Source organism: Nonomuraea monospora (genome assembly GCF_039531895.1).
Classification (GTDB): Bacteria; Actinomycetota; Actinomycetes; order Streptosporangiales; family Streptosporangiaceae; genus Nonomuraea; species Nonomuraea monospora.
This window is the reverse complement of the sequence record NZ_BAAAQX010000017.1, coordinates 84,693-96,717: the sequence shown is the minus strand read 5'-3', so window position 1 is coordinate 96,717 and position 12,025 is coordinate 84,693. Positions and strand designations below refer to the sequence as shown.

General features: G+C 70.6%; 13 protein-coding genes. 11 read left to right on the top strand and 2 right to left on the bottom strand.

Features of this window, described 5'->3' with window-relative positions; genetic code table 11:
* Positions 1 to 113 precede the first annotated feature (113 nt).
* Positions 114 to 1,100: an ABC transporter permease gene (locus ABD331_RS30225; protein WP_425566077.1), complete on the bottom strand. Its 987-nt coding sequence runs from the start codon at positions 1,098 to 1,100 to the stop codon at positions 114 to 116.
* Positions 1,101 to 1,133: 33 nt separating this feature from the next.
* On the bottom strand, positions 1,134 to 2,768 hold the full coding sequence (locus tag ABD331_RS30220; protein ID WP_344481785.1) for an extracellular solute-binding protein: 1,635 nt from the start codon (positions 2,766 to 2,768) through the stop codon (positions 1,134 to 1,136).
* 181 nt (positions 2,769 to 2,949) lie between these two features.
* Between ABD331_RS30220 and ABD331_RS30215 the strand changes: the two genes are divergently transcribed.
* From ABD331_RS30215 to ABD331_RS30165, 11 genes are all read left to right on the top strand, one after another.
* Positions 2,950 to 4,161 (top strand): ROK family protein, encoded by a 1,212-nt coding sequence (locus ABD331_RS30215; RefSeq protein WP_344481783.1) that lies wholly within the window; start codon positions 2,950 to 2,952, stop codon positions 4,159 to 4,161.
* 98 nt (positions 4,162 to 4,259) lie between these two features.
* Positions 4,260 to 7,031: a glycoside hydrolase family 3 C-terminal domain-containing protein gene (locus ABD331_RS30210; RefSeq protein WP_344481780.1), complete on the top strand. Its 2,772-nt coding sequence runs from the start codon at positions 4,260 to 4,262 to the stop codon at positions 7,029 to 7,031.
* On the top strand, positions 7,028 to 8,032 hold the full coding sequence (locus ABD331_RS30205) for a LacI family DNA-binding transcriptional regulator (RefSeq protein WP_148438587.1): 1,005 nt from the start codon (positions 7,028 to 7,030) through the stop codon (positions 8,030 to 8,032). Before ABD331_RS30210 ends, ABD331_RS30205 begins: the two co-directional genes overlap by 4 nt.
* A 206-nt stretch (positions 8,033 to 8,238) precedes the next feature.
* Entirely contained in the window at positions 8,239 to 8,709 is a 471-nt protein-coding gene (gvpJ, locus tag ABD331_RS61040; protein ID WP_425566076.1) for a gas vesicle protein GvpJ, read from the top strand.
* A 4-nt stretch (positions 8,710 to 8,713) separates the two neighbouring features.
* Positions 8,714 to 9,517, top strand: a complete 804-nt coding sequence (locus tag ABD331_RS30195) for a GvpL/GvpF family gas vesicle protein (protein WP_344481776.1) — start codon at positions 8,714 to 8,716, stop codon at positions 9,515 to 9,517.
* 14 nt (positions 9,518 to 9,531) lie between these two features.
* The gene (locus ABD331_RS30190; protein WP_148438584.1) at positions 9,532 to 9,756 is read left to right on the top strand and encodes a gas vesicle protein GvpG; all 225 of its coding nucleotides are present in this window, start codon (positions 9,532 to 9,534) and stop codon (positions 9,754 to 9,756) included.
* A gap of 2 nt (positions 9,757 to 9,758) precedes the next feature.
* On the top strand, positions 9,759 to 10,175 hold the full coding sequence (gene gvpO / locus ABD331_RS30185; RefSeq protein ID WP_344481773.1) for a gas vesicle protein GvpO: 417 nt from the start codon (positions 9,759 to 9,761) through the stop codon (positions 10,173 to 10,175).
* 1 nt (position 10,176) lies between these two features.
* Positions 10,177 to 10,521, top strand: coding sequence for a gas vesicle protein (locus ABD331_RS30180; RefSeq protein ID WP_425566075.1), 345 nt, complete (start codon positions 10,177 to 10,179; stop codon positions 10,519 to 10,521).
* Positions 10,514 to 11,518: a GvpL/GvpF family gas vesicle protein gene (locus tag ABD331_RS30175; RefSeq protein WP_344481771.1), complete on the top strand. Its 1,005-nt coding sequence runs from the start codon at positions 10,514 to 10,516 to the stop codon at positions 11,516 to 11,518. The genes ABD331_RS30180 and ABD331_RS30175 overlap by 8 nt, the downstream gene beginning before the upstream one ends.
* Complete coding sequence (locus ABD331_RS30170) at positions 11,515 to 11,709, top strand: gas vesicle protein (RefSeq protein ID WP_222871570.1); 195 nt, start codon at positions 11,515 to 11,517, stop codon at positions 11,707 to 11,709. Before ABD331_RS30175 ends, ABD331_RS30170 begins: the two co-directional genes overlap by 4 nt.
* Positions 11,710 to 12,021, top strand: coding sequence for a gas vesicle protein K (locus tag ABD331_RS30165; protein WP_344481767.1), 312 nt, complete (start codon positions 11,710 to 11,712; stop codon positions 12,019 to 12,021).
* Positions 12,022 to 12,025: the final 4 nt, after the last annotated feature.

Below are 12,025 nucleotides of genomic sequence, written 5' to 3'. Positions count from 1 at the left end.
GACGAGGATGAGCGTGATCAGGGCGCCCTTGCCGAGCTGCCCGGCCGGTGAGGGGCGTTCCTCCCACGGGGCCAGCCTGGCGGGCTTTCCAGGCCGTCTGCGCGTCAGTGTGGTCATGATCGCGAATACACCCCTCGTTCGCCGAACGCGTGCGCCACCCGGTTGGCCGCGATGATGAGCAGCAGCCCGACGAGGCCCTTGAAGAGGCCGGCCGCCGCCCCGTAGCCGAGGTCCCCGGTGCGGATGCCGGACCAGTACACGAACGTGTCGAAGACTTCGGACGCCTCGCTGCCGACGGCGCTGCGTTGCAGCATGAACTGTTCGAAGCCGACGTTCAGGGCGTCGCCGAGGCGCAGGATGAGCAGCAGGACGATGACGGGGCGCAGGCCGGGCAGGGTGATGTGCCACATGCGCCGCCATCGGCGGGCGCCGTCCACGGCGGCGGCCTCGTAGAGGTTGGGGTCGATGGTGCTGAGGGCGGCCAGGAAGATGATGGCGCCCCAGCCGGCGTCCTTCCAGATGGTCTGGGACGTGAGCAGCAGGATGAACGTGTCGGAGTTCGTCATGAGGTCGACGCCCTCGTAGCCGTTCGCTCGCAGGGTCTGGGCCAGCAGGCCGGCGCCGCCGAACATCTGCTGGAAGATGGCGATGACCAGCACCCAGGAGAAGAAGAACGGCATGTAGACGACGCCCTGCACGAACGCCCGCAGCCGGGCGGAGACGATGCTGTTGAGCAGCAGCGCCAGCAGGATCGGGATGGGGAAGTAGAAGAGGAGCTGGAAGGCGGTGATGGACAGGGTGTTGGTGATGGCGCGGATGAACTGCGGGTCCTGGAAGAGCAGCGCGAAGTTGGTGAAGCCGATGATCGGGCTGCCGAGGATGCCGTCGGTGTAGGGGTTGTAGTCCTGGAAGGCGATCACGTTGCCGAGCGCCGGGACCCACCAGAAGGCGACGACGATCAGCAGCATCGGCAGGTTCATCACCAGCAGCGGCCAGTCGCGGCGGAGTTTGGCCCGCCAGGTCAGCTCGTGCGGCTTGGTGCTGGTCGGTGGGGGTGTGGTACGTCCGGGGGCGCGCCGCCGGGTGGTCACGGCGCCCACGGGAAGCCTCTCATCGCGTTCATGAAAAGCTCCTCAAAGCCTGCCGTTCTCACGCGCGACCTTCTGGTAGAACTCGCGCGCCTCGTTGCCGCCCTGCTCCTGCCACTCCTTGACGATCTTGGGCCATTCGGAGACGGGCCGCTTGCCGCGGAAGATCTCCTGCATCTTGTCCTCGGTGGGGGTGGTCAGCCCGGCCATCTTGGACGGCGTCTCCACGCGGATGCCGACGAACGGGTCGTTCTCCAGGAGTTTGGACGCCTTGGTCTGCCAGTCCCACGACGCCTGGACGAGGCCCTCGTACTGGCTCATCGAGTTGGCGTTGGGGCGGCCCGACAGGAACAGGTAGGTGGGCGCGACCTCCTTGCGCCCGAGCGCGGTCTGCTTGACCTTGCCGTCCTCGACCGTGTAGTGCTTGCCCTCGACGCCGTTGTAGCAGAGCTCGTACTCCTGGGTGCCGAACGGCCCTGAGGCCCAGTTCGACAGGGAGAGCAGCTCGCGGGTGCGGGCGTCGCCGAGGCCCTTCTTGATGAAGACGAACATGCTGGCGGGCTCGTTGCGCCACATGATGGGCGTGCCGCCGGCGTGCGCGGGGTACGGGTCGACGATCTGCATGTCGAAGTCGGGGTTGTCGGCCTGGAAGCGGCCCAGGGCCTCGTGCCAGGCGCCGAGTCCGTCGCGGTAGACGACCATCTCGCCGCTGCCGAAGATGGCTTTGTTGTCGGCGTCCTTGTTGGCCACGATGTCGGGGTGCACGTAGCCGGCCTCGAAGAGCTTGGTGAGGAACTCGATGTGGGCGGCCCACTCCTCAGTCTCGTACTTGTAGATGAGCGTGCCGTCGCCCTTGTTGCGCCATTCGCGGGGCGCGCCGAACGCGCGCTGGAGCTCCTGCTCCATGCCGCCGCCGAACGCCCAGCGCTTCTTCTTGGGGTCGGTGATCGCCTTGCCGAGCGCGACGAGGTCGTCGGCGCTCCTGGGGTGTTCGAGGCCGAGCTGCTGCATGATGTCCTGGCGGACGAACGTGGCGAACGGGTACGGGTCGTTCTGCCACGGGATGCCCTGGAGGATGCCGCCGAAGACGCCGTACTGCCAGGCGGCGGTGTCGTAGTTGGCCAGCAGCGGGAACTCCTTGGCCTTGTCGCCGGCGAGGTAGGGCGACAGGTCGGCGAAGAGCTTGTTGGCCGCCTCCGTGAAGTGGCCGATCTTGATGAGCTCCCAGTTCGGGACCATGACGATCTCGGGCACGTCGCCGCTGGCCAGGACGGTGCTGAGCTTCTGCCCGTAGGTGTTGCCGTCGGAGATGTTGAAGCGGACGGTGCCCCCGAGGCGCTTGTTGACCTCTTCGTAGTAGGAGTTGCTGCCGAGGCCGGGCGGCACGGTGCCCCACAGCGGCGTCATCGCGGTCACCTCCTTGCCGCTGGTGAGCGGCGGGGTGGTGACGGCCTGCACCATCTGCGCGGGGCGTGTCAGGAAGCCGGGCTGGACGAACTCGCTGCCGGGCAGGTCGGGCTTGAGGCCGGGGATGTCGAACGGGATCCTGGTGGGCACCAGGCTCTTGAGCTTGTCGGCGGCCACGGCTGTGCCCTGGGACACCTGTCTCTTCTCGGCGCAGCCCGCCACCAGAACGCTCGCGCCTACCAGGCCGAGGAATCCGCGGCGAGACGTGGACATGGGCATGGCTCGCTCCCTTCTCCGAGTGGGGGATGGGCGTCTGAAAATTAGTTGGTATTCCGGCCAAACAAATTAGTAGACTGTGACGGCACCCACAAGTGAGCGCGGTGGTCACAGGTTGGTGAAGGGAGCCAGCGATGCGGCATGCTGGGGTCATCTCTTGGCGGGAACGGGGCTGATATTGATCACTTCTACGACCGGCCCTCAGCCGGCCGACTTCGCCGACGTACGGGCCACCAACCTCGCGGTCGTGCTGCGGTTCGTCCGCGAGCACGCGCCGTGCTCGCGCGCCGACATCGCGGCCTCCACCGGGCTGAACAAGGCGACGGTCTCCAGCCTGGTCGCCGACCTCATCGACCGCCGGCTGGTACGCGAGACCGGGCTCACGGAGAACCGCGTCGGCAGGCCGGCCACGATGCTGGTGCTCGACGGCTCCCCGTACGCCGCCATCGGCGTCGAGATCAACGTCGACACCGTGTCGGCCGTGGCCACCGACCTGGCGGGGGAGCGGCTGCTGACGTGGCGGCGCTCGTTCTCGGGCGGCGAGTCGGTCAACCAGGGCGTGGCGGGCGTCGGCGCGATCGTCAGGCGCGTGGTCAGCCGGATGGCCAAGGAGGAGCGCCAGGTGCTCGGCCTGGCCGTGGCCGTGCCGGGGCTGATCGACGTGCAGGGCACCGTGCGCATCGCGCCGAACCTCGGCTGGCACGACGCCGACATCGGCGGCGACCTGGCCAAGGCGCTGCGCGACCCCGGCTTCCCCATCCAGGTCGACAACGACGCCAACCTCGCGGCCCTGGCCGAGCAGCGTTTCGGGGCGCACGCGGGCGCGTCCGACCTGGTCTATCTGACCGGCGAGCTGGGCGTGGGCGCGGGCGTCATCCTCGACGGCCGGCTGCGGCGCGGCGGGCGCGGCTACAGCGGCGAGATCGGTCACGTGCAGCTCGACCCCGAGGGCCCCGCCTGCCACTGCGGGCGGCGCGGCTGCCTGGAGGCGATGGCGGGCATCGGCGCCGTGCTGCGCAGGGACCCGTCACCGGCGGAGATCCAGGTGGAGATCGAGGAGGTCGTCCGCCTGGCGCGCGCCGGCGACGCCGGGACCCTCGCCACCCTCGGCGAAGTGGGCCGGAGCCTGGGGCAGGGGGTGTCGATCCTGGCGAACCTGCTCAACCCCGAGGTGGTGATCCTCGGCGGCTACTACGTGCCGCTGGCGCCGTGGCTGCTGCCCGCCGTCCACGAGGAGGTGGGCTCCCGCGTGATCGCCTCGGAAGCCGGAGGTTGCCAGGTCGTGGCCTCCACGCTGGGGTACGACGCGGCCGCGCTGGGGGGCGCGGCGAGGGTGCTCGACTCCGTTGATTCGGGAAGATTGCCCGGAGGATTGTCGCGAATCCCTTGACCTTGGTCACGCGGACGTGCACCCTTCAGTCAACCCACCGAAATGCCCGCGTAACTTCCCCAGGCCGGTCGTCGAAGCGCTTCGACACTCTCAGAGGGATGATCATGCAACAACCCCCCTTCCGTGATCCAGCGGCCCCGCTTCGAGACCGGATCGACGACCTGATGAGCAGGCTCACGCTCGAGGAGAAGACAGGCCTGCTGCACCAGTACCAGGCGCCGGTCGAGCGGCTGGGGCTCGGCGCGTTCCGCACGGGCACCGAAGCGCTGCACGGCCTGGCCTGGCTCGGCCCGGCCACCGTCTTCCCCCAGGCCATCGGGCTGGCCTCGACCTGGGACCGCGACCTCGTGCGCCGCGTCGGCGCGGCGACCGGTGACGAGGTCCTGGCCTTCCACCACAAGGATCCCGCCGGGGCGGGGCTCAACGTGTGGGCGCCCGTGGTCAACCCGCTGCGCGACCCCCGGTGGGGGCGCAACGAGGAGGGGTACTCCGAGGACCCGTGGCTGACCTCGGTCATGGCCACCGCCTATGCGTCCGGGCTTCGTGGGAGCGCTCCCGAAATCCTGAAGACCGCCCCGACGCTCAAGCACTTCCTGGCCTACAACAACGAGACCGACCGCTGCACGACCTCCAGCAACCTGCCGCCACGGGTGCTGCACGAGTACGAGCTGCCCGCCTTCCGCGGCCCCATCGAGTCGGGCGCGGCGGTGGCCGTGATGCCGTCGTACAACCTGGTCAACGGCCGTCCCGCACACCTGAGCCCGCTGATCGGGCAGGTGCTGCGCGCCTGGGCGCCCGGCGACCTGCTGGTCGTCAGCGACGCGTACGCGCCGGGCAACCTCACCGCCCTCCAGGGCTACCACGACACGCTGCCCGAGGCGTACGCGCACGCCGTCAAGGCGGGGCTCGACAGCTTCACCCAGGACGACGACCGCGCCGAGGCCACCCTCGGCCACCTGCGCGACGCGCTCGCGCGCGGGCTGCTCGCCGAGACGGACGTGGACGCCGCCGTACGGCACGCGTTGTCGATCCGGTTCCGGCTCGGCGAGTTCGACCCGGCGACGCCGTACGACGACATCACCGACAACGTGGTCAACTGCCCCGAGCACCAGGCGCTGGCCAGGGAGGCGGCGCGGCGCTCGTTCGTGCTGCTGGAGAACGACGGGCTGCTGCCGCTGCGCGAGGTGACCAAACTGGCCGTGATCGGGCAGCTCGGCGACACGCTGATGGAGGACTGGTACAGCGGCACCCTGCCGTACGCGGTGACCGCCCGCGCGGGCCTGTCCGAGCGCTGCGAGACGACGTTCTGCGAGGCCGTGGACCGGGTGACGCTGACCGCCGACGCCGGGCCCGTCACCGCCGACCCCGCCGGCGGGCCGCTGCGCGCGGGGGCCGCGGAGCCGGGGCTGTTCGACCTGTTCGACTGGGGCGGCGGCGCGTACGCGCTGCGCGCCGTGACCACGGGCCGGTTCGTGTCCGTGGACGGCACGACCCTGGTCAACGACCAGCCGGGGCCGAACGGGTGGGAGGTGCGCCAGACGTTCCGCACGGAGGAGCGCCCGCGCGGCACGCTCGCCCTGCGCCACATCTCGACCGGCTGCTACGTCGGCGTGGCGGACGACGGCGTGCTGCGCCTGGTGGACGACGCCGACCAGGCCGCCTGGCTGGCCATGGACGTGGTCAGGAGCGGCACCGACGAGGCCGCCCGCCTGGCCGCCGAGGCCGACGTGGCGGTCGTCGTGGTCGGCGACCACCCCCTCGTCAACGGCCGCGAGACCGAGGACCGCATGACACTCGCCCTGGCCTCCGCCCAGGACGCCGTGGTCCGCGCCGTGCGCAAGGCGAACCCGCGTACCGTCATGGTCATCACCAGCGGCTACCCGCTCACCTGGACCGAGGGCGAGCTGCCCGCGGTGCTCTGGTCGGCGCACGGCGGCCAGGAGTACGGCCACGCCCTGGCCGAGGTGCTCTTCGGCGACGCCGACCCGGAGGGCCGCCTCACCCAGACCTGGTACCGCTCAGAGCAGGAGCTGCCCGACCTGCTCGACTACGACATCATCGCCTCCGACGCCACCTACCAGTACTTCCGCGGCGTCCCCCAGCACCCCTTCGGCCACGGCCTCAGCTACACCACGTTCGGCTACGCGGACCTGCGCGTCCGTACGGCAGGCGACGTGCTGGAGGCCGAGGTCACGGTCACGAACACGGGCGCCAGGCCCGGCGTCGAGGTCGTCCAGTTCTACACCCACCAGCAGCGCTCGCGGGTCAAGCAGCCGCTGCGCCGCCTGCGCGGGTTCGAGAAGGTGCGCCTGGAGCCGGGCGAGAGCCGCACGGTCGCGCTCCGCCTGCCCGTCGAGGACCTGGCGTTCTGGGACGTCACCAGGGGCAGGTTCGTCGTGGAACGCGCGCCGCACCAGCTCATGGTCGGCCGCAGCGCCACCGACCTGCGGTTGAGCGCCCGCTTCGAGATCGACGGCGAGGTCATCCCGCCCCAGTCGGGGCTGCTGCGCGCGGCGGACCACGACGAGTACGACGCGATCACGTTCGTGGACGAGACCAGGCAGGACGGCGACGCGGTGCGCTCCGAGGCGGAGGGCGCCTGGATCCTGTTCCGCCAGGTGGACCTGACCGGCGCGACGACCTGCGTGGCCACGGCGGGCAGCACCGAGGGCGGCATGATCACCATCCGGCTCGGCGACCCGCTCTACGGCCGGCCGGTGGCCGCGCTCCCGGTGCCGCGCACCGAGCGGTACGACTATCACGCCGTCACGGCCTCGCTCCCGGGCGTGGACGGGGTGCACGATCTCTATGTGGTGTTCGAGAACGAGGGCGTGACCCTGACAAGCGCCGCATTCGGGGCCGGGGCTTGAGCGGGCGCACGGTCACGATCGCCCAGGTCGCCAAGCACGCGGGCGTGGCCGTGAGTACGGTCTCCTACGTGCTCAGCGGCAAGCGGACGATCTCGGCCGACACCAGGCGGCGCGTGCTCGACAGCATCAGCGCGCTCGGCTACCACCCCAACGCCGGCGCCCGCGCCCTGGCCAGCAAGCGCTCGAACGTGATCGCGCTGGTGCTGCCGCTGCGCGCCGGCATGCACGTGCCCGTCCTGATGCGCTTCGCCAGCGCGGTGGTCACGGCCGCCCGCCGCTTCGACCACGACGTCCTGCTGCTGACCGCCGACGAGGGCACCCAGGGCATCCGCCGGGTGGCCGCGAGCGCGCTGGTGGACGCGCTGGTGCTGATGGACGTGGAGCTGGACGACCGCAGGGTGCCGCTGCTGCGCGAGCTGCCCGAGCCGAGCGTGCTCATCGGCTTCCCCGCCGAGCCCGCCGGGCTGACCTGCGTGGACCTCGACTTCGCCGCCGCCGGCGCGCGGTGCGTGGAGCATCTGGCCGAACGGGGGCACGAGGAGATCGCGCTGCTCGGGGCGCCTTCCGTGGTGTACGACCGGGGCACCGGCTTCGCCACCCGTACCAGGGAGGGGTTCGTGGAGGCGCTGGACGACCACGGGCTGAAGGGCGTCGCGCTGCCGTGCGAGGAGACGTTCGACGAGGTGTACGAGACGGTCCGCGACCTGTTCCTCGACCGGCCCGGCCTGTCCGGACTGGTGGTGCACAACGAGGCGGCGGTGAGCCACGTCCTGGCGGCGTTGCGGCAGCTCGGGCGCCGGGTGCCGCATGACGTGGCCGTGGTGGCGATCTGCCCGGACGACGTGGCCGAGCGGGCGGGGCCGCCGCTGACGTCCGTGCTGATTCCGGCGGAGGAGGTGGGGAGGGAGGCGGTGCGGCTGGTGATGGAGAAACTGGAGGGGCGTACGGTGCCCGACTCCACCCTCCTGACGCCCCTGCTGGCGGTCCGCGCCAGCACCTGACGCCTTTGTGAGCGGCCCGCTCCGGCCTCTGAGGCCCTTGGTGGCGGCCCGCGTCGGCCCCTGAGGCAAACCCCCGGCGGCGCCAAGTTTGCGGCGAGTAATCGACCATAAGCGCATGGTGTGTCAAATCTGCCGGTTTTTACGTCGTATGTGGTTCCTCGTCCCTTTTTCGCGGGCAGGCTCGCGGGGAGCAAGGGGGAAACCACATGACTACGTCTGTGCAACCGGCGTCAGCCGGACAAATGGGCGGTCACGGCCCCACGGGCTTGGCCGACGTCATCGACACCATCCTCGACAGGGGCCTGGTGATCGACGCCTACGTCCGGGTGTCACTCGTCGGGATCGAGATCCTGACCATCGACACGCGCGTCGTCATCGCCAGCGTCGACACCTACCTGCGTTTCGCGGAGGCCGCCAACCGGCTGGACATGGCCAAGAGCGAGAAGGGCCTGCCCGAGGTCATCAGTGAGGCCAAGGGCGTGCCGAGCGGGGACAAGACCAAGGAAGTCATCCAGGGCGTGGTGGAAGCGGCGGGCGACACGCTGCAGGAGCTCACCGGCAAGCAGAGCGACCCCGCCGCCGAGGCCTCCATGGACGACGAACCGGAGGTCTCCGTCGAACGGGAGCCCGCCGCCCCGCCGCGCAGAAAGATCCGGCCGAAGCGAGAGGAAGACTAAGCAGATGGGACGCTCAACGAAGGTATCCGGCGCCTCCGTGCCCAAACAGGCCACTCGTCAGAGCCAGAACCTGGGCTGCTACGTCTACGGCATCGTGCCCTCCGGCACCAAGGTGCCCGCGGACGTGCAAGGGCTGGGCGACCCGGCAGGCAAGGTCAAGACCATCGAGCACGACGGGATCGCGGCCCTCGTCAGCGACGTCAACGTGGACCAGCCCCTGGGCCGGCCGGGGGACTTCCTGGCACACGAGGGCCTGCTCGACGCCGTCGCCGCCAAGGGGCCGGTGCTGCCGTTCCGCTTCGGCGGCGTGCTGGCCAGCGACGACGCCGTCGTGGAAGAGCTGCTCGCGCCGCACCACGACGACTTCGCCTCCGCGCTCGACCAGATCAAGGGCCACAGCGAGTTCGTCGTCAAGGGCCGCTACGACGAGCGGGCCGTACTGGCCGAGATCCTCGCCGAGAGCCCCGAGGCGCAGGCCCTGCGCGAGGCCATCAAGGGCAAGCCGGAGGACGCCACCCGCAACGAGCGGATCCGGCTCGGCGAGATCATCACCGCGTCCGTCGAGGCCAAGCGCGCCATGGACACCCAGATGGTCATCGACGGGCTGTCCGGCCACTACATGCAGGCGTCCCTGCGCGACCCCACCCACGAGTGGGACGCGGTTCACGTGGCCCTGCTCGCCAAGAGCGACAGCCAGAAGAGTCTGGAGAAGGCGATGCAGGAGTTCGGCGAACGCTGGGCCGGCCGCGTGGACCTGCGGCTGCTCGGGCCGATGGCGCCCTACGACTTCGTCATCGCCCAGGGCTAGGGAGGTGGACGCCCGTGGGCCTGGTAAGCGGCATTTTCACCTGGCCGATGTTGCCGGTAAAAGGGCTCGTACGGCTCGCCGAGATGATCCAGGACCAAGCCGACAGGGAGCTGCGCAATCCCGCCGCGGTACGCAGGCGGCTGGAGGAGATCGAGGCGGCGAGAGCGGCCGGTCAGATCACCGAGGAGGAGGAGCGCCAGGCGGTCGAGCGCGTCCTGCGACTGGCGACCGGGAGATGAGCGTGGCCGACAAGGACGGCGCCGTCGCCCAGAAGCCCGGTAAGGACGGCGCCGTCGCCGGGACGCCCGGTAAGGACGGCGCCGTCGCCGGGAAGTCTGTTAAGGACGGCGCCGTCGCCGAGAAGACGGGCTCGGGCGGCGCCGTCGCGGAGAAGCTGGACGCCGTCACGGCCGGCGGGGCCGGCATGCGGCACATCGCCGGGCTGACCACGAAGGAGGCCGAGGGCATCACCTCGGTCGAACCAGCCGACGACGGCTGGCTGGTCAACGTCGAAGTCATCGAGGATCGCCGGATTCCCTCCTCTGGCGACATCCTCGCCGTTTATCAGGCCCAGATCGACCAGGAGGGCAGGTTGCTGTCATACCGGAGAGTACGACGATATCGGCGGTCGAACGCTGACTCGGGCGAGGCGTTCTGACATGGACAGAATCTCGCCCTCAGGCCCCGCCATGCGCCCCACGTACGGCGCGGGGCCCGCCAACCGCGAGCCGGCCAACCTCGGCGACATCCTGGAACGCGTCCTCGACCGGGGCGTCGTGATCGCCGGGGACATCCGGGTCAACCTGCTCGACATAGAGCTGCTCACCATCAAGCTGCGGCTGCTCATCGCCTCCGTCGACACGGCCAGGGAGCTGGGCATCGACTGGTGGGAGCACGACCCGTACCTGTCCGGCCGCGACCGCGACAGGGAGCTGATGGCCGAGAACCGCCGCCTGCGCCGCCGCCTGGCCGCCGTCGAGGGGGGTGAGGAGGTCGATGACTGATCTGACCTACCTGTACGCGGTCGCGCGCGAGCCCCTGCCCTGCCCCGCCGGGGTGGCCGGAGCCCCGGTCCGCACCATCACCGGGGCCGGGCTGGTCGCGTACGTGAGCACGGTGCCTGTCGAGCGGTTCGGCGAGGAGCCGCTGCGGCGCTCCCTTGAGGACCTGGACTGGCTCGCCGAGACGGCCCGCGCGCACCACCGCGTGGTGGACGCCGTCGCGGCGGCCACCACGACCGCGCCGGTCCGGCTCGTCACCGTGTACGCGGACGACGCCCAGGTGGCGGAGCTGCTGGAGCGGCGCGCCGAATCCTTCGCCGACGTGCTGACGCAGGTCACGGGGCGGCGGGAGTGGGGCGTCAAGGCCTACACCAGCCCGCCGACCACCTCAGAACGCCCGAACCCGGACACTGCTGCCTCCGAGACCGTTCCAACCGACCGTCCGGCAGAGGCGCACCAGGAGCACCACGGCGCCCCTCCACCTTCGACCCCGACCCCACCTACGGCCCCGGCTTCGGCCCCGGCTTCGGCCCCGGCCCCGGCCTCGGTTTCGGGGGAGAAGAGCGGTAGCGGCGAGCGGGTGCGCGGCGGCGACAGCAACCGAGTGCGCGGCGGCGACAGCGGGCGGGTGTGCAGTGGTGACAACGGGCGGGTGCGCGGCGGCGACAACCAGACCTCCCGCCCCGGCACCGCATACCTCCAACGCCGCCGCGCCACCCTCCGCGGCCGCGAACAGGCACGCAGACAGGCGCTCCAACGCGCCGACCACATCCACCGAGCCCTGACCGCACTCGCCGCCGCAGGCCGCCGCCACCGCCCCCAGGACCCGCGCCTGTCCGGCCGCACCGACCTGATGCTGCTGAACGGCGCCTACCTGGTGGACGAATCGAGAGCCGAGGAGTTCACCACCCTGGCCGCCCGGCTCGGCGGCGACGGCGTGGAGATCAGACTGACCGGCCCCTGGGCGCCGTACTCGTTCACGGTCATGGACCGGCCATGATGCGCGACCCGGCGGTCTACGAGGACCTCCCACCCGAACGCGTCGCCCTCGTGGACCTCCTAGACCGCCTCCTCGCCGGCGGCGTCGTGATCACCGGCGACCTGGTGCTCTCGATCGCCGACATCGACCTCGTGCACATCTCACTGCGCACCGTGCTCGCGTCGGTGGACGAATACGGAGGGATCCTGTAGGTGGACGATCAGGAAGAAGGCCTGCGGGTGGACAGCCCGCGCTGGCGCATCGAGGCCGACCCCGACACGGTCGAACGCGACCTGTCCCGCCTCGTGCTCACCCTCGTCGAGCTGATCCGGCAGCTCGTGGAGCGCCAGTGCGTCCGCCGGATGGAGCAGGGCAACCTGACGGACGAGCAGGTCGAGGTACTCGGCGTCACCCTGATGCGCCTGGAGGACGCCATGGCCGACCTGCGCGACCGCTTCAACCTCACCCCCGAAGACCTCAACCTCGACCTCGGCCCCCTCGGAACCCTCCTGCCCACGCAGTAACCGC